Origin of the sequence: Stenotrophomonas sp. GD03819 (assembly GCF_029841665.1) — a bacterium.
GTDB classification, from domain to species: domain Bacteria; phylum Pseudomonadota; class Gammaproteobacteria; order Xanthomonadales; family Xanthomonadaceae; genus Stenotrophomonas; species Stenotrophomonas geniculata.
Map to the genome: position 1 here is coordinate 23,542 of NZ_JAOCEW010000025.1, position 22,029 is coordinate 45,570.

General features: G+C 66.0%; 21 protein-coding genes and 1 pseudogene. 17 read left to right on the forward strand and 5 right to left on the reverse strand.

The features are described 5' to 3' along the window. Positions 1-26: 26 nt before the first annotated feature. From N5D45_RS15365 to N5D45_RS15375, 3 genes and pseudogenes are all read right to left on the reverse strand, one after another. A complete protein-coding gene (locus N5D45_RS15365; protein WP_049480918.1) occupies positions 27-362 on the reverse strand; it encodes a hypothetical protein in 336 nt (111 codons plus the stop codon). A 750-nt stretch (positions 363-1,112) separates the two neighbouring features. Next, positions 1,113-2,212: pseudogene (locus tag N5D45_RS15370) on the reverse strand (RHS repeat-associated core domain-containing protein); the annotation flags it as partial. Positions 2,213-2,245: 33 nt separating this feature from the next. Beyond that, a complete protein-coding gene (locus tag N5D45_RS15375) occupies positions 2,246-3,040 on the reverse strand; it encodes a helix-turn-helix transcriptional regulator (RefSeq protein WP_057503699.1) in 795 nt (264 codons plus the stop codon). A gap of 79 nt (positions 3,041-3,119) precedes the next feature. Here N5D45_RS15375 and N5D45_RS15380 point away from each other — a divergent pair, with 79 nt between their 5' ends. From N5D45_RS15380 to N5D45_RS15400, 5 genes are all read left to right on the forward strand, one after another. Next, a complete protein-coding gene (locus N5D45_RS15380) occupies positions 3,120-5,081 on the forward strand; it encodes an FUSC family protein (RefSeq protein ID WP_279939251.1) in 1,962 nt (653 codons plus the stop codon). A 4-nt stretch (positions 5,082-5,085) separates the two neighbouring features. Further along, the gene (locus N5D45_RS15385; RefSeq protein WP_057503698.1) at positions 5,086-5,295 is read left to right on the forward strand and encodes a DUF1656 domain-containing protein; all 210 of its coding nucleotides are present in this window, start codon (positions 5,086-5,088) and stop codon (positions 5,293-5,295) included. Position 5,296: 1 nt separating this feature from the next. Continuing rightward, complete coding sequence (locus N5D45_RS15390) at positions 5,297-6,181, forward strand: biotin/lipoyl-binding protein (protein ID WP_057503697.1); 885 nt, start codon at positions 5,297-5,299, stop codon at positions 6,179-6,181. After that, positions 6,178-7,614: an efflux transporter outer membrane subunit gene (locus N5D45_RS15395; RefSeq protein WP_279939252.1), complete on the forward strand. Its 1,437-nt coding sequence runs from the start codon at positions 6,178-6,180 to the stop codon at positions 7,612-7,614. Before N5D45_RS15390 ends, N5D45_RS15395 begins: the two co-directional genes overlap by 4 nt. Before the next feature lie 133 nt (positions 7,615-7,747). After that, positions 7,748-8,095 (forward strand): RcnB family protein, encoded by a 348-nt coding sequence (locus tag N5D45_RS15400; protein ID WP_019337825.1) that lies wholly within the window; start codon positions 7,748-7,750, stop codon positions 8,093-8,095. A gap of 49 nt (positions 8,096-8,144) precedes the next feature. Here N5D45_RS15400 and N5D45_RS15405 read toward each other — a convergent pair whose 3' ends face one another. Then, positions 8,145-8,462, reverse strand: a complete 318-nt coding sequence (locus N5D45_RS15405; protein ID WP_057503695.1) for a hypothetical protein — start codon at positions 8,460-8,462, stop codon at positions 8,145-8,147. Between the two features lie 500 nt (positions 8,463-8,962). On the opposite strand from N5D45_RS15405, the gene N5D45_RS15410 reads away from it, so the two are divergent. The 7 genes from N5D45_RS15410 (at position 8,963) to N5D45_RS15440 (ending at position 14,515) form a co-directional block, all read left to right on the forward strand. After that, positions 8,963-9,157: a hypothetical protein gene (locus N5D45_RS15410; RefSeq protein WP_057503694.1), complete on the forward strand. Its 195-nt coding sequence runs from the start codon at positions 8,963-8,965 to the stop codon at positions 9,155-9,157. Next, positions 9,150-9,596 (forward strand): hypothetical protein, encoded by a 447-nt coding sequence (locus N5D45_RS15415; protein WP_057503693.1) that lies wholly within the window; start codon positions 9,150-9,152, stop codon positions 9,594-9,596. Before N5D45_RS15410 ends, N5D45_RS15415 begins: the two co-directional genes overlap by 8 nt. A gap of 35 nt (positions 9,597-9,631) precedes the next feature. Then, complete coding sequence (locus tag N5D45_RS15420) at positions 9,632-10,162, forward strand: hypothetical protein (protein ID WP_057503692.1); 531 nt, start codon at positions 9,632-9,634, stop codon at positions 10,160-10,162. A gap of 118 nt (positions 10,163-10,280) precedes the next feature. Next, positions 10,281-10,955: a response regulator transcription factor gene (locus tag N5D45_RS15425; protein ID WP_057503691.1), complete on the forward strand. Its 675-nt coding sequence runs from the start codon at positions 10,281-10,283 to the stop codon at positions 10,953-10,955. Further along, entirely contained in the window at positions 10,952-12,184 is a 1,233-nt protein-coding gene (locus N5D45_RS15430; protein WP_228354593.1) for a HAMP domain-containing sensor histidine kinase, read from the forward strand. The genes N5D45_RS15425 and N5D45_RS15430 overlap by 4 nt, the downstream gene beginning before the upstream one ends. Before the next feature lie 59 nt (positions 12,185-12,243). Next, positions 12,244-12,630 carry a diacylglycerol kinase gene (locus N5D45_RS15435; protein ID WP_228354594.1) on the forward strand — a complete coding sequence of 129 codons (387 nt, stop codon included), beginning with the start codon at positions 12,244-12,246 and terminating at the stop codon, positions 12,628-12,630. 73 nt (positions 12,631-12,703) lie between these two features. Then, positions 12,704-14,515 (forward strand): phosphoethanolamine--lipid A transferase, encoded by a 1,812-nt coding sequence (locus tag N5D45_RS15440; RefSeq protein WP_228354595.1) that lies wholly within the window; start codon positions 12,704-12,706, stop codon positions 14,513-14,515. On the opposite strand, the gene N5D45_RS15445 is transcribed toward N5D45_RS15440, so the two are convergent. Beyond that, on the reverse strand, positions 14,419-15,339 hold the full coding sequence (locus N5D45_RS15445) for a M14 family metallocarboxypeptidase (protein ID WP_043396360.1): 921 nt from the start codon (positions 15,337-15,339) through the stop codon (positions 14,419-14,421). The two genes, N5D45_RS15440 and N5D45_RS15445, sit on opposite strands and share 97 nt — an antisense overlap. 146 nt (positions 15,340-15,485) lie before the next feature. Between N5D45_RS15445 and N5D45_RS15450 the strand changes: the two genes are divergently transcribed. The 5 genes from N5D45_RS15450 (at position 15,486) to N5D45_RS15470 (ending at position 22,019) form a co-directional block, all read left to right on the forward strand. Next, positions 15,486-16,139, forward strand: coding sequence for a DUF3348 family protein (locus N5D45_RS15450; protein ID WP_228354596.1), 654 nt, complete (start codon positions 15,486-15,488; stop codon positions 16,137-16,139). Positions 16,140-16,149: 10 nt separating this feature from the next. Then, positions 16,150-18,414, forward strand: coding sequence for a DUF802 domain-containing protein (locus N5D45_RS15455; RefSeq protein ID WP_228354597.1), 2,265 nt, complete (start codon positions 16,150-16,152; stop codon positions 18,412-18,414). Beyond that, positions 18,411-19,049 carry an OmpA family protein gene (locus tag N5D45_RS15460; RefSeq protein ID WP_279939253.1) on the forward strand — a complete coding sequence of 213 codons (639 nt, stop codon included), beginning with the start codon at positions 18,411-18,413 and terminating at the stop codon, positions 19,047-19,049. The genes N5D45_RS15455 and N5D45_RS15460 overlap by 4 nt, the downstream gene beginning before the upstream one ends. Beyond that, a complete protein-coding gene (locus N5D45_RS15465; protein ID WP_197656991.1) occupies positions 19,039-19,416 on the forward strand; it encodes a DUF2894 domain-containing protein in 378 nt (125 codons plus the stop codon). Before N5D45_RS15460 ends, N5D45_RS15465 begins: the two co-directional genes overlap by 11 nt. Positions 19,417-19,700: 284 nt before the next feature. Continuing rightward, on the forward strand, positions 19,701-22,019 hold the full coding sequence (locus tag N5D45_RS15470) for a TonB-dependent receptor (RefSeq protein WP_057503685.1): 2,319 nt from the start codon (positions 19,701-19,703) through the stop codon (positions 22,017-22,019). The last annotated feature ends 10 nt before the right edge of the window (positions 22,020-22,029 follow it).

The window sequence follows — 22,029 nt, forward strand, 5'->3', positions numbered from 1 at the left end:
TCGGCGAGGACCACTTTCAGCAGGTGTCAGTGCTCGCTGAAAGCGCTCCTCAGATCGACCCCGATGATCGGTGAGAAGTCCACTTTGCACAGCTCCAGCTCGAAGAGCTGATCGTGATTGTCCAGGCACAGGGTGACTCTCACCGGCACGCCGTCGGCATCGGCAAGCATTGCAGTGGCAATGTCGCTTCCGAAGACCTGGGTCGTGCTGGACAGGAACACCACGCCTCCGAATCCGACGACCTCCACGTCCTCCACCTGGGCGAGCGCCAGATCCTTCAACAACCGTTCGGACAGCTCGTTCGTCTCGGGCAGCAGCCTGTGGATGAGGGAGACCTCGTCGGGGGTGAGGAATCTGGGCACGGGATGTCCTTCAGGGCACTGCATCCAGCCTCCCCCGCAAAGACTACTGTGAGTAATTGACTTCTTTAGTGACATTTCCACTTCGGTCGTACCATCGCCACACACCGGCCTTATGCCCATTCTTAAACTGTCCACGCATACGAATATACCCATCATCTGCGGCGACAAATGGACCATCAGCAATCTCGCACCCCTTCAAAGAGCCCGCTTTTCCCCACGGCTCGGTCTTCAGTCGAGCGGGCTCAACACATTCTATCCGCTCATCGTCGAACGAATTCGTCGTTGCGCCCTGCTTCTGATCCGCACATGCCGAAGAAAGTGACGCCAGCAGGACGCATGTCATGTATCTCTTCATACCTACCTCAGCCCAGGAACCTTCGAGTTGAGCAATCGTTTGTTCTGCTCTTGCTGCAGTTCGACTGTACTAGCATTCCAAAGTGTCTTGGCTACAAATGATTGGCAATGGTTGGCAGGCCCCCACCTACCAAGTGATCTCCCTATCTGAAGCTGGGAATTGACTCTCGCTTCGTCGACATTTTTAACCACTTTGCATGATGCTCCAGGCTCATTGCTACGACCGACATGGTTGGTCACCTGCACGGGATCGCCTGGCATGTCTCCACTGTCGTTACCAGGTACGTTTCCACGAGTGCCACCCATGCCTGCCTCAACTGTATCCGTACGAATCCATTGGTGATCAATTGGATTGTTGGATACTCCAAAGGCCGGCTGACTACATACAAGTACTTCCAAGCCCTCAGGGTCAATCCAACTCATCGGATTTCCCATCGCGTAGCCAAAGGTATTTGGCCCCGCTGCGAGCCCAATCGGATCACTCTGCGAATAACGACCCACCGCAGGGTCATACTCCCGCTGGTAGTTGTAGAACAACCCACTCGCATCCGTCGCCTGTTGGCCCGGGAATCGCAGCGCCAACTCGAATGCCACGCCATCGCCGTCCGGATCGGCGCTGGGAATCTGGTTGCCAAATACTTCGCTCTTGTTGCTCCACTCCCAGATCGAGACATTCCGCACCGGGTCGATCACAACGCGCGGTGTGCCAGGTGATCTGATTGGACGTAGGCCAGTTCCGGCACGCCGGTACTCTGCCCATTGATCAGCGCCACCGGGTAGTTGTCCAACCAGATGGCCTGCTGCTGCGCCTGGCCCGTGGCCGAGTAGTTGCCCAGCCACTGCCCAGCCTCGTCGTAAAACGTGATCTGCGCTGCGCCACCGGCCGGGGTACGCAGCACGCGCTCGCCGCGATGGTTGTAACCGTAGCTTTCCAGCACGGCATCACCCTGCCTCACCGCGTTCATGCGGTTCGCATCGTTGTAGATGAACGTCTTGCTGCCGATGCTGGTGGTGTTGCCCACCGCGTCCTGGGTGCGCGCTTCGCCATCCACGGCGGTCAGCCGGTGGCTGGTTGCGGGATAGGTGTAGCTGGCGGTGCCTGCCGAGATGGTCAGCGCGGTCCGATTGCCCGTGGCGTCGTAGGCATAGGTTTCGATCGGCGTGCCAGTCGCGCCGTCCTGAGTCTGGGTCAGGCGACCCAGCGTGTCGTAGGCGTACTTGGCCAGCACCGTCGAGCCCGTGCCGTTCTTCAGCTCGGTGACCGAGCCGACCGGGTCATAGCCGTAGCCCAGCGACAGGCCGCCTGCCGCCGGGTCGTGCACCGCCTGCGGGCGATAGTCGAGGTCCAGCGGGCGCTGCAACTGGCGGCCGTTGCCATAAGTCCAACCGGTCGCCGGTCCGAAGGCCGCATAGGTCACGTTGTTCACCACGATCTGGCGGGCTTGGCCGGGCCGGGTCAGGCCGATCTGGCTGATGCGGCCCTGGATATCGCGCACGTTCCAGGCAACGGCTTCCCCCGTTGTTCCCCGCTACTGCCCGCGCAGCCGCACGGCAAAGTACCGCGCCGGGGAAAGGCCAAGCGCCTTCTTGAACATCGTGATGAAGGCCGTCACCGACTCATAGCCCAGCGTCTCGGAAACGCGTTGTACCGGTGCACCCGCGGCGAGTTCACGAATGGCGATGAGCAGATGCAACTGCTGCCGCCAGCGCCCGAAGGACAATCCCGTTTCGCGTTCGATGAGCCGGGTCAACGTCCGCTCGCCCAGGGCCAGGCGCATGGCCCACTGGCTGATGGTGCTGCGGTCTGCCGGATCCGCCGACAGCGCCGCCGCCAGCGCACGCACCTTCGGGTGATGGCTGACCGGCAGCGACAGATGCTCGGCCGGCATCTGCACCAGCTCGTCCAGCAACACCCGCGCCAGCCGGTCGGTGTGGCTGCCATGCGGGTAGTCCAGCGGCGCGTCGGCCAGGTGCAGGATCATCTCGCGCAGCATCGGGGAGATCGCCAGCGTCACGCATTGCATGGGCAGATCGACAATGCCGGGCTCGACGAACAGGTAGCACAGGCGCGCGTTGGCGGTGGCGCGGTTGCTGTGCGGCATGCCACCCGGAATCCAGACGCCACACTGGGGCGGCACGATCCACAACGCATTGGCCACTTCGCAGGTCACCGCCCCATGCAGCGCAAGAATGAGCTGACCCTTGCGGTGCTCATGCACGGGAATCTCCGCGTCGTGCTCGGCCACCTGCAGGCGGCTGGCGACCGCCGGGCGATCGGTCTCGTCCGGGTCCAGGTCAAAGCCGGGGAGCGAAATGCGAGCCATTCTCACATTGACCGGTTTTAGCGATTGATTGTCATTGTAGCGAAATTCGCCAGTGCGGCCGATCACTAGCATGAGCCGCATGCACTCCCCCACCCCGTTCCGCCCCTACATGCGCCAGGCATTTGCCCGGTTGAAAAACCCTGCCCTCAGGACCGATCAGGAAGCGCTGCTGTTCTCGCTCAAATGCCTGCTCGCCGCGTCGCTGGGGCTGTATGTCTCTCTGAGGGTCGGCCTGAATCGCCCGTTCTGGGTGATCGGCACGGTCTATCTGGTGTCACAGCCCTTTTCCGGGGCAACGCTCAGCCGCGGCCTGTTCCGCCTGCTCGGTACCGTGGGCGGGGCCGTCGCCACCGTCGTGCTGGTGCCACGTTTCGCCAATGCCCCCCTGGTGCTGAGCGCCGCACTCGCCACGTGGATGGCGCTGTGCCTGTATCTGGCGATGCTCGACCGCACGCCACGTGCCTATGCGTTCCTGCTGGCCGGCTATACCACCAGCCTGATTGGATTTCCTGCGGTGATGGTGCCGGGAGACGTGTTCACCATTGCCATCACGCGGGTGCAGGAAATCGCCATCGGCATCCTGGCTGCAACGCTGGTACATGCGCTGGTGCTGCCGCGCCGGGTCTCGATGCGCGTGCACGCGCGGGTTGCTGCCGTGCTGGATGATGCGGAACGATGGACACGGGACATGCGCGCCGGTGCATCGGACACGGTACTGGCGACGGACCGCTCGAAAGTGGCCGCCGACCTGCTCGAGCTGCATGTGCTGTCGATCCACCTGCCCTACGACAGCGCCCACGGCGTGGCGCAGGTGCAGATCCTGCGCGCCCTGCACGACCGGATGCTGGACGTCCTGATGCTGTCCAGCGCGGTGGAAGATTCCATCGACCGACTGCGTTCACCACAGGCCGGCGCGATGGATGCAACGGGCTGGCGCGATCTGCTGCAGGCCGGCCTCGCCGCGCAACAGGCCGAGCTCGACCTCGCCCACGCCGACTGCCGCGTGCTGCGGGCGCAACTGCACACTGCCCGTCCCGACTGGCGTCGGCATGTGCCTGCCCGCCTTGCGCGACATGTGCAGGGTGCGGTACTTCACCGGGATCATCGGCTTGCCCTGCGCAGCGCGCTGGGCGCGTTCGCCGGCATCCTGCTGAGCTGCGTTCTGTGGATCGTCACCGGCTGGTCGGAGGGCGCCACGGCGGTATCCATCATCGGCACGGCGTGCGTGCTGTTCGGCACGATCGAAGCGCCGGCACCGCATGTCATGCGCTACCTGGTGGGATCGTGCATCGGCGTGGCCGTCGGCCTGCTCTACGGTCTGCTGATCTTCCCCGCGTTGTCCGATATCACCGGCCTGATTGCCGCGCTCGCGCCGGTGCTGCTGCTGTGCGGATCGTTCCTGGCCCGGCCGCCCTTCATCATGGCCGCCCTGGGCGTGGTACTGACCTTCCCGATCATCGCAGGCCTGGGCGCGACCAATTCGGTCAACATCGTCGGCGCACTCAACAACAGCGTTGCGCTGTTCGTGGGTACGACGGTGGCACTGTGCAGCATGCAGCTGTTCCAGACCGCCGACGCGGGCCGCAACCGCGCACGGTTGGAGCATTCGATCCGTCGGGATATCGCACGACACACCGCCGGACGAGGTGATGTGACCCGCGCCTGGCTCAGCCGCATGCTGGATCGCATCGGGCTGCTCGCTCCAAGGTTGCAGGGCCGTTCCAGCGCAGTACACGAGCTGCGGGTATTGTTTGCGGACGTTCGTGCGGCACATGCATCCAGCCAACTCCGCACACTGGACAAGTACCTGGACAACCCGCACGTTCGGGCGCTACACGCGGCGCTGGTCGAACGCGTCGCCGCACATTTCAGGGTTCGCGCCCACGCGCCACGCAGTGTCGATGCCCATCTTCTGAAGTTGTTGGACTGCATGCGCGAGGCCGCAACAGCCATCGCCGAGGCCGATCGAGGGAATCTGCTGCACCTGCTCAGCGGGTTGCGCCGCGACCTGCTGGCCTCACCGCTCACCCATCGGCACTGACCGCATGCTCTCTGATCTTTCCATTGATGGCGTGCACATTCCCGGCCTGCTCGCCGTGGCCGCTGCCGCCTTGGTGCTGTCGATACTGACTTCACGCCTGCTCGCCAGCCTCGGTCTGTACCGGCTGTTCGCCGCGCGGCCGCTGGTGGGCCTGTCCCTGTTCGTGATCCTGGCGGAGCTGATGATCCGGCTCTCGCCCCTGCTCGAGAAATGAAATGAAACACCTGCTTGCTGTCATCGGGCGCTGGAGCGCAACTCTGGGCGTGTGTGCGCTTGCCGCCATTGCCGCGTTCTCCCTCTGGAATCGTTACGAAATGCGCCCGTGGACGCGGGATGGGCGGGTGCGCGCCGATGTGGTGCGCGTTGCGTCGGACATGGGGGGGCTGGTCACCCAGGTGCTGGTGCACGACAATCAGCGGGTCAGTGCCGGCCAGCTGCTGCTGGTGCTCGATCAGCCACGCTTCGCCGCCACGCTGGAGAAGGCAGACGCGGCGGTCAGGAGCGCGCATGCCACGCTGGCGCTGGCCCGCCGCGAATCGGCGCGGGACAACGCACTTGGCAACCTGGTCGCTTCGGAAACCCGCGAACGCAATGCCGCCAAGGTCGATACCGAGCTGGCCGCGCTGGCGCAGGCACGGGCCGAACAGCGCGTTGCCCAGCTCAACGTGCAACGCACCGAGGTGCGCGCAACCACCGATGGCATCATCACCAACCTCGACCTGCACGCGGGCGACTACCTGCAACCCGGTGCGCAGGCACTGGCGCTGATCGACACCGGCAGCCTGCGTATCGAGGGCTACTTCGAGGAAACCAAACTGGCCTGCATCACCGAGGGGGATGCCGCCGTGGCCCGGCTGATGGGCGACAACCACGACGTCCGCGGACACGTGGATACCATCGCCGCCGGCATTGCCGACGATCAGCGCTCAAGCACACACAACCTGCTGCCCGCCGTGGCGCCAACTTATACCTGGGTGAGGCTGGCGCAGCGCATCCCGGTACGCATCCGCATCGATGATGCGCCGTCGGATATCCGCCTGATCGTGGGTCGCACTGCGAGTGTGACCATCACACCCTCGGCACCGGGAGCCTGCAAGTGAGCGTGCGAACACTACGCGGTGGGCTGCTTGCCCTGCTGCTGCCCATGACGGCCTGCGTATCCGGCCCCGACTATCACCTGCCTGCGAATGCGGTCGCGGCCTCCCCCCAGGTGGCGCGGGCGTTCGTCTCGGGCCAGGAGGCATCGTTCAGCCAGGACGCGCCACCAGATCGATGGTGGCACCTGTACGGCGACCCCCGGCTTGACGCCTACGTACGCGAAGCACTGGCGGCCAATACCGACCTGCGCGCCGCCGATGCCAACCTTCGGCGCGCCAGCGCAACCGTGCTGGAGTACCGCGCGCGCGGTGCCGTGCAAGCCGACGTGGATGCATCGGGCACGCTCACCCATACAGGTGGCTACGCCCAAGCGCCGGCCGCGCCGCAGTCGTATGCGCTGGGCCTTCACCTCTCCTATCCACTGGATCTTGCAGGCGGCATCCGCCGCGGCATCGAAGCCGCCAACGCGGACGCCGAGGCCGTCGCTGCGGCACGCGACCAGGTCCGCGTGGTCGTCGCTGCTGCCGTCACCCGTGCCTATTTCCAGATCTGCACAAGCAATCACACGCTCGCTGCGACCCGGCAGGTGCTGGCGATACAGCGCGCCACGCTGGAGGCAACCCGCCGCCTCGCCGCAGGCGGCCGAGGAACGGACTTCGATGTCAGCCGTGCCGGTGCCGCCGTCAACCGCAGCGCGGCGGGGATACCGCACCTGCTGGCCGAACGTCAGGCCGCACTGTTCGAACTGGCCGCATTGATGGGCAGGGTGCCGGCGGACTATCCGAGGGAGGCGGAAGCGTGCCCGCGCCCCCCGGAGCTGGAGCAGGCGCTGCCGGTCGGTGAGGGCTGGCAGCTGCTCCAGCGGCGCCCTGACATACGTGCCGCCGAGCGGAGCCTTGCCGCGGCCACGGCGATGATCGGCGTAGAGACCGCGGAACTTTATCCGCGGGTCACCCTGGGCGCATCCCTGGGCACAGCAGGCACGCGAGGGCAGCTGTTTTCGGCCGACGGTTTCGGGGCGAGCGTCGGGCCGCTGCTCTCATGGCACTGGCCCAACCGCCGCGTGGCCAAGGCCCGCATCGCGGCGGCCGGCGCCAATGTGGATGCCGCTCTTGCTTCCTTTGACGGCATCGTGCTGCAGGCACTGCGCCAGACCGAGACCGCGCTTTCTGCCTGCACGCAGGAGCTTGAACGCGAGCGCAGCCTGGCGCAGGCGCGCGGGGACGCGGCGCGCGCAGCCGGACAGGCACAGCAGCTCTACCGCTTCGGCAGGATCGATTTTCTCGACGTGCTTTCGGCCCAGGCCGCGCTGGCAGATGCGGAGTCCGCACTGGCGGCCTCCCGCGCGGAGCGGGTCGACCGTCAGATGGATGTGTTCCTGTCAGTGGGTGGCGGTTGGGCTGCAGGGGCCGTCGCCATTGGTGCGGCCCGCTGACGTCGTCTTCGCAGCAGCAGCCGCTACCCGATCTGTTCATGAAAGCCCTGTCCACATCCGTATTCATTCACACGGCCTGCCCTATATTCGCGCTCACAGCGCCGCATATCGCGGCCATGACGGAGGCATCCCGATGACATCCATACGTCTTCTTGCCATTGCCGTGGGCTCGGCCGCAGCACTCGCCGTAGCGCCCGCCTTCGCCGATCCGCCGCACCACGCCCGCGGCAACGGCCCGCCACCGCATGCGGGCGGCCCGCATAACCGTGATGCGCCGCCGCCGGGCTGGCAGAAGAAGGCCTGGCGACGTGGCGAGCGCCTGCCGTGGGCCGAAGTGGACCGCCGCTACTGGGTAGACGATTACGCGCGCTATGACCTGCGCGAGCCGGGCCGCGACCGGCGTTGGGTGCGCCAGTCCGACAACGAGTACCTGTTGGTGGAGATCGCCACCGGGCTGATCATCGACGCCCTGCATCGCTGAAGCGACCTGCAGCGTCCGACATGGAGCGATTTACCCCGGTGCAGACACCCTACGACCGGGGTCGCTCCGGTCGGGGGTGTTTGCGCCCACCGCGCCCCACATGCCTCCGCTGCCGCCCGGCATGCATGCCCTCCCGCAGTGCGATATGCCCGACCATCAGCGCCGCGGCAACGAGCCCCATCGCAACCAGTATTTCGAATCCCCGATCACCAAAGAGCAGGCGGATGGAGATCTCCAGTGAGCACAGCCTGCCGCAGCTCAGGCCGTGCTCGTTGAAGCCATAAATGAGCACCATTACGCCCATCAGCCCGCACGACGCCATCAGGGCCAAGCTTGCGATGAAGATGAAAGGTCGATGGATACGCATGCGCTTGTCGCGGTCTTCTACAGTGATGTCAAGCGCGACGTTACGAGCACGTGATCGGAAGCAGCCAACTCCACCGACCAGGCTTGGGTATCCAGGCCCAGCCGGTTCTCATACCACCATCGCTGCGCACAGCGACCCCGCATCCACTGCTGGCATAGCGGGTAAAGGGAGCACCGGCATGCTCCACCACGTCAGGTTGCCCCAGCACCCGCAGTACCTAGGCCCTGCTCGCCCCGACCGGGACCGAGGCAAGCGCGTGGGAATGCCACACTGAGATCGCCGAGCAACTGGCAACGTACGCCACGAACAGGCCGGCAAGCCCCCCCCATCAGTGTCCTCATTGACAGACCCCCTCCCGCGCCTCGCGCCTCGCGCCCGCGCATCATCCGCGCAGACCTTCTTCAACGTCAAACCTCGACAAGCGGGCCTGTTGCAGCGCCCGGCATCCGTGCTAGCGTGCGCCGACCGATGATTCAGGATGAACACAGGGACGCCCGTCGATGGCAGGCAAGCGCCGGAAGGACAGGATCGCGCAGGAGATCGGCCTGTTCATGCAGCAGTACGCGCGCAAGGCGCAGCGCCATACCGGACCCAACGACCGGCCGTACGATCGGAAACTGGAAGCGCGGCTCAAGCGCTTGCCACCGGAAGAACTGGGTAGGCTGCTTTCCGGAGAAGAGGACGACGATGACTAGCCCCGCCGGAATGGCCAGGCGCGCCATCGTCGTGACATTCTGTAGCGCGCTCGGCGCCTGCGGACTGGTGATGGACAGTTCGTTCGACACTCTGTGCGAGGCGCTTGACGCCGACATGGTGAACAAGGGATGGATTCCCGATTGGGTACCCCACGAGGCGACCGACCTGCGCGAGGTACACGACCTCGACTCGAACACCAGCGCGCTGGCCTTCACCAAGCCCCCTGCGATACCACTGCAGCTGCCTGCGGATTGCCAGGCAACCATATTCAACGACAGCGATCCTGTTGCGTTCAATCGACACTGGTGGCCTGGCGACGCGACGCTCAGCGCGTCGTACCGCGTCTTTCGCTGCGCACCTGAATCCGGAAAATCGGTCTTCGTCGCCATCAACAGGACCGAAGACCGCGTGCTCTTCTGGCGAACCTACGCACGGTGATGCGCCCGCACCGCCGCCCCTCTTCTCAGGAACCCATGATGCCCAACGCGCGTGCACGCCTCGCCGCCCTCGCCCTCTCTCTCGCGGCGTGCCTGCCGGCCTACGCCGCGCAGAACGCCCCCGCCGACATCGAAGCGATCGAACAGGTTGTCGAATCCTTCCGGACCTCGCTGATCAACAAGGACAAGCCGACCTACATGGACCTGTTCTTTTCGGACAAGCCGGAAGACATCGGCTGGCAGTATGTTTCCGAGGACGTGCGCCTGCAGGACATCCGCAAGGCCAAGCCCGATGCGATCAAGGTGCGGCAGATTCCCGCCAACAACTTCATCGCGCTGATCGATGGAGCGGTGGCCTCGCCGAAGCCGAAGGAGGAGAAGTTCTCCAACACGAAGATCGAGACAGACGGCGACGTGGCCTCGGTGTCGTTCGACTACAGCTTCCACGACGATGGGGTGAAGACCAACTGGGGCAAGGAAATGTGGCAGCTGATCCGCACCGAACAGGGCTGGAAGATCTTTTCGGTGATCTATTCGATCCGCGACTCACGCAGCCCGGCCGATTGAACGTCGCTTGAGGACGCTGAGCGCCGATTGCCGATTGCCGATTGCGATCCATTCAGCCAGGGCATTGGCATCCGGCAAGAGATCGGGCAGAGTTCGGCCACGCGCAAGGACGCACGCCATGACCCGCCTGCTGATCATCGAAGACAACCCCGAGCTGGTTGCCAATCTGTATGCCTTCTTTGAACCGCTGGGCTACGTCCTGGACGACGCCCGCGACGGCGCCAGCGGACTGCGCCGGGCCACGCAGCACGACTACGACGCCATCCTGCTGGACCTGATGCTGCCCCGGCTGGACGGCATGACGCTGTGCCAGAAGCTGCGCCAGGAGTTCCAGAACCCGGTACCGATCCTGATGCTGACCGCGCGCGATCCGGTCGAAGACCGCGTGCAGGGCCTGGCCCTGGGCGCGGATGACTACCTGGTCAAACCGTTTTCGCTGACGGAACTGGATGCGCGGATCAAGGCCCTGATACGACGCGCCCAGGGCCGCCAGGTCCAGAGCGTGCTGGCGTGGAAGGATCTGCAGGTGGACACGCGCTCGCCGCAGGCCTGGCGGCAAGGCCGCTGCATTGCGCTGACACCCACGTCGCACAAGCTGCTGATGTGCCTGGTGCGCGCGGCGCCCGCCGTGGTGCGCAAGCAGGAGATGGAATACCTGGTCTGGGGCGACGAGCCACCGGACAGCGGCGCGCTGCGAACACACATCCATGAGCTGCGCCTGCAGGTGGACCGCAGCTTCGACGCCGCGCTGATCACCACGGTGCACAGCGTCGGCTGGCGCATGCAGGCGTGAGCCCTGCCTCCCTCTACCGCCGCCTGAGCTTGCGTGCCCGCATCACGATCTCGTTCGTGCTGTTGATGGCCGGTGCCATGGGTTTCATCGTTCTGGCCGAACAGGTCGACTACGACCAGGTCCGGGCTGCTGTCGTCGCGCGGACCCAGCACGGTGAAGTGGAAAGGCTGCAGGCCGCGCTGGCTCGTGGCCAACGCCCCGCCCTGCCACCGGGGACCCAGCTGTTCGATGCCCATGACGCGCCTGTCGTGCTGCGCCAGTACGGCCCGGGCCATCACGGCGAAGAGGCGCCCAACGAGTGGCACCTGAGCGTCTTCAACAACGGCGACCAGCGCTACTACCTGCTGCAGGATGCGGCGCACTATGGCTATCTGGAACACCTGATCAACGCCTTTGCGGCACTGGTCATTTCGATCTGCGTGCTCGGCGCCTTCCTGATCGGCCGCAAGGTAGCGACGCACGTCATCGCACCCATCACGCGATTGGCGGACGCGGTGCAGGACGGCCAGAAGCCCTTTCCCTACCAGACCGCGCGCGATGAGATCGGTGTACTCGCCCGCGCCTTCGCGCGGCACAGTGACGAGCTCGAACGGTTCCTGCATCGCGAACAGTGCTTCAGCGGCGATGCCAGCCACGAGCTGCGCACGCCGCTGGCCATCATCGGCGGTGCTGCGGAGACGCTCGCCTGCCAGCTTCCGGCCGACAGCCACCTGGTTCCCAGCGCGGAGCGCATCCTGCGCACCACCCAGGAGATGCAGCGCCAGCTGACCTGCCTGCTGCTGCTCTCACGCGCCCCCAGTACCGTGCCGCGCAACAAGGTGGCCCTGCGCCCGCTGATCGAATCCTGCATGGAGCGCTGCCAGCCGTGGATTTCCGGCAAGCCGGTGATCGTTGCGTTTGATGCCCGGCATGACGCCGTGCTGGACACCAACGCAGATCTGGCGCACAGCGTGATCTGGAACCTCCTGCGCAACGCCTGCCAGTACACCGAAAGGGGCGAAGTGAGGATCACCCTCCACGACACCGCACTCACCGTCGCCGACACCGGACCCGGCCTGCCCTCCAGTATCGACCCACAGCAGTTCCAGCGCTTCGTGCCCGGCAGCCCGCACAGTGGCGAGGGACTGGGGCTGTCCATCGTGCAGCGCATCGTCGAGCACCTGGGTTGGAGGATGACGGTGCGTTCCTCGCAGCAGGGCTGCCGGTTCAGACTGGAGTGGCCCATCTGACGGTTTCCTGACGCGCGCCTGCACATGCTGGGGATTGCTCACTTCACGGCGGAAACGGCATGCAGCACCCCAAGGACAGCGGCAAGTACCCGCACGGCAAGAGCGGCCTGAGCCGCATCTTCCACACCCTCATCCATTCGCGCGATGGTTTCATCGCCACCTTCCGCGGCGAGGCGGCCTTTCGCCAACTGCTGCTTCTGCACGCGCTGTTGATCATTGCAGCGTTCGTGCTGGACATCAGCAAGCTCGAACGGGCGCTGGTGCTGGCGGTCTGCTTCATCGGCCTGCTGGTGGAACTGCTCAACTCGGCCATCGAAGCAGTGGTCGATCGCATCTCACTGGAACGGCATCCACTGTCCAAGAACGCAAAGGACATGGGCAGCGCCGCGCAGACCACCGCACTGTTGATGGTGGGCGCGGTGTGGGGCGTGATCCTGCTGGGCTAGTCCGCCCAACCTGACAACTTCCTGATAAAGCGGTTTCGATACTGCGCGCACTCCCGCTCCACGGAACCTGCTCGTGCGTCAACGCCGCCGTTTTCCACGGCCCCATCCGATCGTTCTGGTCTGGGCCACCGCAATGTTCTTCACCACGATTGGAAACATCGCCCTCTGGAAGACGCTGTGGGGGCTGATCGACCTCAACAGCCTGCGCAGCGTGCTGTTCCTGGCCAGCTTGCCGGTGGTGCTTTTCTGCCTGTTCAACCTGCTGCTGACGCCACTGCTGGCACTGCCGTTCCTGCGCAGGCCGCTGCTGGTGCTGCTCGTTGTCGTCAGCGCCGCCTGCAGCTACTTCATGCTGCACTACAACGTGCTGATCGATCGCAGCATGGTGCAGAACGTGTTCGAGACCAACCAGGCTGAACTGAACGCCTATCTGTCGCTGCCACTGCTGTTGACCCTGCTGGCGCTGGGCGGGCTGCCCGCGACCGGGCTGGTCCTGATGCGCACCGCCAGCGGGGCGGGCTCGATACGTTCGTTCCTGGTGTGGCCAGTCAACGTCCTGGTATCCATGATGGTGCTGCTGGCGATCGGCTTTGCGTTCTACAAGGACTATTCGTCATTGCTTCGCAACAACCGCTACATCCGCGACCAGGTGCTGCCGTTGAACGTGGTGCGGCATACCCACGGTTACCTGAAGAGCCTCTACAGCACCCGCCAGCAACCGCTGCGCGCGATTGGCATGGACGCACGGCGCGCGCCGGGCCCGCGCCCGAAGCTGGTGATCCTGGTCGTCGGCGAGACCGCGCGATCACAGAACTTCCAGCTCAACGGCTACCCACGCGCGACCAATCCCCGGCTCTCGCGCAAGGAAGGCGTCATCAGCTTCAATGATGTCTCCTCATGCGGGACCGCCACGGCCATCTCGGTGCCGTGCATGTTCTCGCGGATGACCCGAGGCCAGTACGACGACGTGCGCGCCGCAACCGAGGAAAACGTGCTCGACATCCTGCAGCGCACCGGCATCAGCGTGCTCTGGCGCAACAACAACAACGGCGGCTGCAAGGGCGTGTGCGAACGCGTACCGACCGAGGACATGCCTGCGCTGAAGGTGGCCGGCCAGTGCGTCAACGCCGACGGCACCTGCTACGACGACGTGCTGCTGCACCAGTTGGGCGCACGCATCGATGCCATCAACGGCGATGCCCTGATCGTGCTGCATCAGCTCGGCAGTCATGGGCCGACCTACTTTGAACGGTATCCCGCAGCGTCGCGGGCTTTCAGCCCGACCTGCGACAGCAACCAGATCCAGCATTGCAGCAACGAGGCGCTGGTCAACACCTACGACAACACTCTGGTCCACACCGACCACCTGCTGGGCAAGGCCATCGACCTGCTGCAGGGCTATGCGGACCAGCGTGATGTCGCACTGATCTATGTGTCCGACCATGGCGAGTCGCTGGGCGAACGCGGGATGTACCTGCACGGCACGCCCTACTTCATCGCCCCGCGCGAGCAGACCCAGGTGCCGATGGTGATGTGGTTCTCACCGGAATTCAGCCGCAACGCAGGCCTGGACCTGGCCTGCCTGCACCAGAATGCCCTGCACCGGGCGCACAGCCACGACAACCTCTTCCACTCGCTGCTGGGCCTGTTCGCGGTCAACAGCGGGGTGTACCAGCACGATCTGGATGTGTTCGCAGGTTGCCGCGCGTCGGCTTCGCCGGCTGTGGCCACCTCACCGTCCAAAGAAAGGCGCCGGCTGATGCCGGTCGCTGCCCGGAACCTGGCGCGCTACTGCGCCGCCAGGGCGAAATCCAGGCCCGCACACACCGCCGCCACCTGGGCGTCATTGCATTCCTGCGGGTTGGTGCGCGGGCTGTCCGGGTAGACCTCGGTGGTGGTGGCAAAGCGCGCGTCGGTGAAGCCGGCGCAGGCGCCGATCGAACGCGATTCACCCCAGACCACGCCCGGCGACTGCAGCGGCAGGCCGACCAGGTTGCCTTCGGCATCGGCCGGGGCGATATGGGTGACCGGGGCCACGGCGGTGATCAATGCCTTCTGGAACTCGGCCTGCGGATCTTCGCTGTTGCCGATCACGTAGAAACCATCCGGAATGGTGTCGCGCTCGAATGGCTTGCCGTCGCGGGCACAACGCGCCGGATCGAACTCCTGCAGGTCGCTGTCGGTGGTCTCGTGCAGGTCCAGGTGCACCAGCAGGTTCGGCTTGCGCTCGGCCACCCAAGCCATCAGGGCGGCGGCTTCCACGATCTGGCCGCCGTCACGGAAGCTGCGGTTGGGGTCGATGGCGTCCGGGTTCCAGCGCTGGATGCGCTCGTAGCCCCACGGGCTGACGCACGGCGCCACGATCAGGTTCAGCCGGCCCAGGTAACGCTCCGCCTGCTGCTCCAGGAACTGCAGGGCACCGTGCACGCCGCTGGTCTCGTAGCCATGCACGCCACCGGTGATCAGCGCGGTCGGCAGCGCCGGGTTCCAGTCGTGGTTGACCACGGCGAACAGCGGGTAATGGTCCGGCGCATAGTCCAGCTGGCCGTACTGGATCACATCGAAGCTGTCGTCCAGGCGCTCGAGCGCGGCCACCACGTCGTCGTGGTAGCTGCGCCGGCGCTGCTGGCGGGCCCGCCACTGTGCGCGTTCCGCGTCGCCCCAGGGCTGTCCGGGGGTGCCGATCGGGTAGAACTGCGCAACGGTCATTGGGGAACTCCAGGGGTCGAACGGGATGGGTGCAGCCGGACATTCTAAGCCTTGTCGCGCCTGCGGGCGCCCCCGCCCCGCCCCGCCTTCATCCAACCGGGGTCATCTGGTTGTAAAATCAATGGTTTTTGGCCCCTCACCCCTTGATGGCGAACGCAGCGCAGCCGGTCCTGGGTGGACCGGAGTTCCTCCGCCTGCTCGCCCGTCTCAGCGACGGCGCGATGCCGGCCACCAGTCCCGCCCTGACCGATCGCCTCGGCCAGTGGGTGGACTGGAGCCGTGCCGTGGCTCTGTCCGGGGCGCTCGGCGGACGCCTGCCCGAGCCCGGTGAAGCCGCCGAAGCGGTCGAGGATGTACTGGCCGACTGCGCCCAGGCGCACGCCAGCCTGCTCGCCTCGATCAGTGAGGATGCCGAGGCCGAGCGCCTGCTGGACCTGGCCGAAGCTGCCGCCGCACCCAACTTCGCCTCGCTGCGCCAGCGCTACCGGGTACTGCAGCAGGCCATCCAGACCGCCACCGGGCGCCTGCGCGGCCGCCTGCGCGACCAGCTGGTACAGGTTTCGCCGGAGCTGGCGCGGCTGGCCGAGGTCGATGCGGTGATGGAGCAGACCCTCACCCCGCGCGAGCACAGCCTGCTGGCCACCGCGCCGGCCGTGCTCGGCGCCCGTTTTGAACGCGTGCACGGCCAGCCCGGCTGGCGCGCGGCCTTCCGCCATGACATGCGCACACTGCTGCTCGCCGAGCTGCAGCTGCGCTTCCACCCGATCGAAGGGCTGCAAGACGCCCTGCGCTCCCACTGACCGGAACACCATGTCCAGAACTGCTTTCCATGTCGTTGTTTTCCTTGTCGGCCTGCTGGCCGTGTGCTGGATCGGCATTGGCTACGTTTCGGTGCATCCGCTGGGTGCAGCGGTGGCGGCGATCATCGCCGCCTGCTACATCGCCGGCGGCGTGGAGCTGTACCGCTATCGCCAGGCCAGCAACGGCCTGCGTGCAGCGCTTAGCGACCTGTCCAGCGCGAAGGAAAGCCTTGCCCCCTGGCTGGAGCGCGTGCCGGTGGGCCTGCGCAACGCTGTGCGCCTGCGCGTGGAAGGCGAGCGCACCGCCCTGCCCGCGCCGGTACTGACCCCGTATCTGGTTGGCCTGCTGGTGCTGCTGGGCATGCTCGGCACCCTGCTGGGCATGATGGATACCCTGCGCGGCACCGGCCTGGCACTGCAGAGCGCGACCGACATGACCGCCATCCGCGGTTCGCTGGCCTCGCCGGTACAGGGCCTGGCGGTGGCATTCGGCACCTCGATCGCCGGTGTGGCCAGCTCGGCCATGCTCGGCCTGCTGGCGGCGCTGCTGCGTCGGGATCGGCTGCAGGCCGTGCAGCAGCTGGACCGGGCCATTGCAGGCGACCTGCATCCCTACTCGCAGGCCTGGCAGCGCGCCGAGTCGCTGCGCCTGCTGCAGGCACAGTCCGCCGCGCTGCCGGCACTGGTCGACCGCCTGCAGGCGATGACACAGACCTTTGAACAGCACAGCACGGCCGCCAACGAGCGCCTGCTGGCCGGCCAGGCCGAATTCCTGACCCAGAGCCAGGCGCTGCAGGAGCGTCTGGCGGTCTCGCTGCAGCAGTCGCTGCGCGAAGGCGCCGAAGCCAGCGCCGCCGCCATCGGCGGTGCGCTGCAGCCGATGGCCGAGACCACGTTGGCCGGTCTGGCCCACCATGGCGAGGCACTGCACGCCCGCGTCGAGCGGGCCGTGCAGCAGCAGCTGGCTGGCCTGAGCGACGGTTTCGAGCGCAGCCGCGTTGCGACCGAAGCCAACTGGGCCAAGGTGGTGAGTGAACAGAGCCAGGCACAGCAGGCCCTGGTGGACGATCTGCGCCAGCACCTGCAGGCCTTCAGCGATGGCCAGGGCACGCAGGCCGAAGCACTGGTCGCGCGCATCGGCGAGCGCCTGCAGGTCGATGCCAACGGCAACGCCGAGGCCTGGCGCGCCGCCATCGAGCAGCAGCAGGCACTGAACAGCGCGCTGGTCGAGCGCCAGCAGCAGGCGCTGCTGGCGGCCGGCCAGCAGCTGGACGAGCATGCGCAGGCATTGCTGCGGGCACTGGAGCAGCGTCACGACGCCAGCCAGTCGTTGCTGCAGGACCACGAACAGCAGCGCTCGCAGCAGTGGCAGGCCGCCCAGGCTGCCGCCGCAACCGCACACGCCGAACTGCAGGCCTGCCTGGACATTCGCGAACAGCAGCGCCAGGCGCGCTGGGACGCGGTCAGCGCCGAACTGCAGCAAGCCCACGCCGCGCTGCATGCGCAGCTGCAGGCCGGCGACGAACAGCGCCTGCAGCGCTGGAGCGATGCCTTGCAGCACGTTTCCACCGACCTGGCCGAGCGCCTGCGGGCCAACGGCGAGCGCCTGGCTGCGCAGCAGCAGCAGGTCTGCGACACGCTGGCGGCGACCGCACAGCAGATCGGCGAGAACGGTCGTGCACAGGCCAGCGCAACGCTGGCCGAAGTCTCCACCCTGCTGCAGACCGCGGCAGCCGCGCCGAAGGCCGCTGCCGACGTCATCAACGAACTGCGCAGCACGCTCTCTGAAAGCCTGGTGCGTGACAACGCAATGCTGGAAGAACGCGGTCGCCTGCTGGCCACCGTGCAGACCCTGCTCGATGCGATCAACCATGCCTCGCACGAACAGCGCACCGCCGTGGACGCGCTGGTTGGCGGATCGGCCGAGCTGCTGGAGCGCGTCGGCAACCGCTTCACCGACCATATCGCCGCCGAGACCGGGAAGCTGGACGGCATCGCCGCAGCGCTCAACGGCAGCGCCGGTGAAGTGGGCCAGTTGGCCAGCACCTTTGGTGAAGCTGTCGCGCAGTTCGGCAGTGCCTCCACCGAGCTTTCCGGCCGCCTGGAACAGATTGGCGGCGCACTGGATGCCTCGCTGGCCCGCAGTGATGAGCAGCTGGCCTACTACGTGGCACAGGCGCGCGAGGTGGTCGACCTCAGCCTGCTGTCGCAGAAGCAGGTGATGGAAGAACTGCAGCAGCTGGCCACGCGCCGCGGCAAGGCCGGCAGCGCATGAGCGACGAGCTGGAGGTCGATGGCGGCTCACACGTCCCGATCTGGGCCGCCTTCGGCGACCTGATGTCGGTGCTGCTGGGTGCGTTCGTGCTGATCCTGGTGGGTGTGGTCGCGGTGCAGCTGGAGCTGTCGCAGCGGTTGGACCAGGAAGTGAAGCAGCGCCAGGCCGAAGCCAAGCGCCTGCAGACGCTCGAACAGGCACTGGCTGGCCCGCTGGCTGCCGGTCGCGTGACGCTGGTTGACGGCCGCATCGGCATCAGCGGCAGCGTGTTGTTCGCGCTCAACTCCGACCAGCTGCAGCCGGAAGGCCAGGAGCTGCTGCGCAGCCTGGCGGCACCGCTGGCCGCCTATCTGGGCAGTCGCGAAGAAATCCTCATGGTCAGCGGCTTCACCGATGATGCGCCGGTGCGCGAAGGCAACCGCCGCTTCGCCGACAACTGGGAGCTGTCCGCGCAACGTTCGCTGACCGTGACCCGTACCCTGATTGCCGATGGCGTACCGGCTGACGCCGTGTTCGCCGCCGCGTTCGGCAGCGAGCAGCCGGTCAGTTCCAATGCCAATGAGGAAGGACGCGCACGCAACCGTCGCGTGGAGATCGCGCCGATTCCCAAGCCCAAGGCCCCGGATGCCAAGTAAGCCGCCCGCACTGGAGGGACTGCGCGCACTGGTGCGCGACCTCGATGCGGGGTCGCGCTCGCTGCCGCATTACCCGCGGGTGCCGATGCTGCAGCAGGTACAGCGCGAGTGGTCGGAACTGCGCAGCGAACTGCAGGTGCGCCGCTCGCTGCGCGCCGAGGCTCCGGCTGACGGCGGCCCGCTGAACTCGGCGGTGCTGGTGCAGCGCATGCTGGACACGCTGCAGGCCACCAGCCCAGGTTACCTGCGCCATTTCATCGACTACGTGGACACCCTGTCCTGGCTGCAGGCGCTGCAGGACGGTGCCGTGAGCAGTGGTGACACCGCAAAGCCGAAGCGCACGCGCAAGCCGCGCAACGCGGGTTGATCGCACAGTGACGCCGACCTCGTTCGGCGCCCCCGTAGACGCCAACCTTGGTTGGCGTTCCACCAACGACGCCGCGCATGCCAACCAAGGTTGGCATATATCAATGCATGCTCCGGCATGCCACGCGTGTAGCGGTGTCACCAGACAGTCATCTGTCTAGCGCACCATTTTCACGTGGGCCCACGGCGCGTGCAGCGCCTGCAGTCGCATCGCTTGTCTCCCCTTTTCAATTCCATGAGCTCCGCGCCAGCGCGGTGGCTCGTGCCTGCCTGAGTGTCTGCAACATGACGAAGACTTTGTTGGCCGCCGCGCTGTCGATCGCGCTTGCTCCCGCGGCCTGGGCACAGGATGCTGCCCCGACCTCCCATGGCACGTCCGCCACCGACCTCGATGCGGTTTCGGTGATCGGCAGCGGTGAAGCGCGCCAGGTGCAGCGCATCACCCGCGAGAACCTCGACATCCTGCCGCCGGGGACCAGCCTGCAGAAGACCCTGAACCTGCTGCCGGGCGTCAACGCGCAGTCGGCCGATGCGCTGGGCACCAACGAGCAGTCGATGACCCTCAGCCTGCGTGGCTTCAACTCCACCCGCCTCGGCTACACGCTGGATGGCGTGCCGCTGGGCGATGGCGCGTACAACAACTACAACGGCCTGACCATCAACCGTGCGCTGATCAGCGAGAACATGGCCGGCGCCGAACTGGCCGTGGGTATCGGCAGCCTCGGCACGCCGTCCACCAGCAACCTCGGTGGCACCATCTCGTACACCTCCGACCGCCCGGCCCAGAAACTCGGCGGCCGCGTGGTGCAGACCTTCGGCAGCGATGCCAACCGCCGCACCTTCGTGCGTGTGGACAGCGGCGAGTACAACGGCTTCTCCGGCTACGTTTCCGGCATGAACGCGGTCTCCGATCTGTGGAACGACCAGACCGCCTACAACAGATCCACCACCAAGCAGTTCAACGCCAAGGGCGTGTGGAACTTCGACCGCGGCCAGATCACCGGTTTCGTCGATACGTCACGTACCACCCAGGCCGACTACTTCTACCTGTCCAAGGACGAGATGTCGCGCGGGCTGGGCTGGGACTGGGGCGGCTATGCGCCGGACTGGAACAAGGCCGTGGCCAAGGCCTACTGCAATACCGCCAGCTTCAACGCGAAGAAGTGCGACAGCAGCGGCCCGGACAAGGATGCCGACGGTGCGTTCACCGCCGGGCAGATCCTGCGCGATGACAACCTGTACTACCTGGCCGGCGATTTCTTCCTGGCCGATGGCTTCAGCCTGCGTGCCCTGGCCTACCACCACGACGACCGCGGCGAAGGCCACAACTGGAACAGCGGCGCGTGGTCGAACAAGGGCACCGCGCAGGAAATCCCGATCATCTTCCGCAACACGATCTATACCATCGACCGCGATGGCGGCACGCTGTCGTTCGATTGGGAACTGGGCGCGCACCGCATCGAGGGCGGCGTCTGGTACGAGCGCAACACCAGCAGCGCCGAGCGCTACCAGACCGCCGTGGACGGCCCGCGCGACCTGAGTGGCATGAACACCCTGCCCTCCGACGTCGGCGTGTTCGCCCAGCGCACGCGCTGGAAGACCCACCAGTTCTTCCTGAAGGACACCTGGCGCCTGCTCGATGATCGCCTGACCCTGGAGTTCGGTGCCAAGAGCCCGCATGCCACCTCCGATGCGCAGGCCCTGCCGGGCGACGCGAAGACGCCGATCTCGCCGACCTCCAACAACCAGTTCGCCACCGGCTCGCTGAAGGCCAGCAAGAACTTCCTGCCCAGCATCGGCGCCAACTTCCGCTTGGCCGAGCACCACGAAATCTTCGCCAGCTACGCCGAGAACATCGCCATGTTCCAGGGCGGCTTCAAGCTGGGCCCGCAGGCAGTCAGCCAGGCCACCTGGAACGCGCAGGGCAACCTGAAGCCGGAAGAATCCCGCTCGCTGGAGGCCGGCTACCGCTTCGTCACCGATACCCTGCAGGCCTCGGTCGCGGCCTACAGCGTGCGCTTCGACAACCGCCTGCTGCAGTACAACCCCTGCGACTCGCGGCAGCCGGTCGGCCCGACCTGCGGCAACCGCTTCTACAACGTGGGCGGCGTCGACAGCCGTGGTGCCGAGCTGACCGTGCTGTGGACCCCGAACGAGCACTTCAGCTGGTACACCTCGGCCTCGCTGAACCGCTCGACCTATGCGTCGAACTACGTGCAGGCCGGCGTCGAGCAGCAGATCAAGGGCAAGATCCAGACCGATACACCCAAGCAGCTGCTGGCCACCGAGATCACCTGGCGCGACAACGTCTGGTTCGCCAGCCTGCGCGGCAAGTACACCGGCGAACGCTTCTACACCTACACCAACGACCAGGGCTTCGGCGGCTTTACCGTGTTCGATCTGGCCGGTGGCTATGACTTCGGCCAGGTCGGCTTCGCCAAGGGCATGCGCGTGTCGTTCAACGTGACCAACCTGACCAACAAGCGCTATGCCAGCAACCTGGATTCGAGCGTGTTCGCCCCGAGCGACCCGGCCGGCAAACTGTACGTGTTCCATGCCTCGGCACCACGCCAGGTGTTCGGTACGATCGACCTTCGCTTCTGATTGACCGTCC

What these genes read in the sequence shown, in the direction of transcription:
- N5D45_RS15460 (WP_279939253.1), top strand. Translation starts at nt 18,411, where the DNA reads ATGAGCGACGAGCTGGAGGTCGATGGCGGCTCACACGTCCCGATCTGG.
- N5D45_RS15445 (WP_043396360.1), bottom strand. Translation starts at nt 15,339, where the DNA reads ATGACCGTTGCGCAGTTCTACCCGATCGGCACCCCCGGACAGCCCTGG.
- N5D45_RS15375 (WP_057503699.1), bottom strand. Translation starts at nt 3,040, where the DNA reads ATGGCTCGCATTTCGCTCCCCGGCTTTGACCTGGACCCGGACGAGACC.
- N5D45_RS15410 (WP_057503694.1), top strand. Translation starts at nt 8,963, where the DNA reads ATGGCAGGCAAGCGCCGGAAGGACAGGATCGCGCAGGAGATCGGCCTG.
- N5D45_RS15380 (WP_279939251.1), top strand. Translation starts at nt 3,120, where the DNA reads ATGCACTCCCCCACCCCGTTCCGCCCCTACATGCGCCAGGCATTTGCC.
- N5D45_RS15405 (WP_057503695.1), bottom strand. Translation starts at nt 8,462, where the DNA reads ATGCGTATCCATCGACCTTTCATCTTCATCGCAAGCTTGGCCCTGATG.
- N5D45_RS15400 (WP_019337825.1), top strand. Translation starts at nt 7,748, where the DNA reads ATGACATCCATACGTCTTCTTGCCATTGCCGTGGGCTCGGCCGCAGCA.
- N5D45_RS15415 (WP_057503693.1), top strand. Translation starts at nt 9,150, where the DNA reads ATGACTAGCCCCGCCGGAATGGCCAGGCGCGCCATCGTCGTGACATTC.
- N5D45_RS15390 (WP_057503697.1), top strand. Translation starts at nt 5,297, where the DNA reads ATGAAACACCTGCTTGCTGTCATCGGGCGCTGGAGCGCAACTCTGGGC.
- N5D45_RS15470 (WP_057503685.1), top strand. Translation starts at nt 19,701, where the DNA reads ATGACGAAGACTTTGTTGGCCGCCGCGCTGTCGATCGCGCTTGCTCCC.
- N5D45_RS15385 (WP_057503698.1), top strand. Translation starts at nt 5,086, where the DNA reads ATGCTCTCTGATCTTTCCATTGATGGCGTGCACATTCCCGGCCTGCTC.
- N5D45_RS15420 (WP_057503692.1), top strand. Translation starts at nt 9,632, where the DNA reads ATGATGCCCAACGCGCGTGCACGCCTCGCCGCCCTCGCCCTCTCTCTC.
- N5D45_RS15455 (WP_228354597.1), top strand. Translation starts at nt 16,150, where the DNA reads ATGTCCAGAACTGCTTTCCATGTCGTTGTTTTCCTTGTCGGCCTGCTG.
- N5D45_RS15435 (WP_228354594.1), top strand. Translation starts at nt 12,244, where the DNA reads ATGCAGCACCCCAAGGACAGCGGCAAGTACCCGCACGGCAAGAGCGGC.
- N5D45_RS15465 (WP_197656991.1), top strand. Translation starts at nt 19,039, where the DNA reads ATGCCAAGTAAGCCGCCCGCACTGGAGGGACTGCGCGCACTGGTGCGC.
- N5D45_RS15425 (WP_057503691.1), top strand. Translation starts at nt 10,281, where the DNA reads ATGACCCGCCTGCTGATCATCGAAGACAACCCCGAGCTGGTTGCCAAT.
- N5D45_RS15450 (WP_228354596.1), top strand. Translation starts at nt 15,486, where the DNA reads ATGGCGAACGCAGCGCAGCCGGTCCTGGGTGGACCGGAGTTCCTCCGC.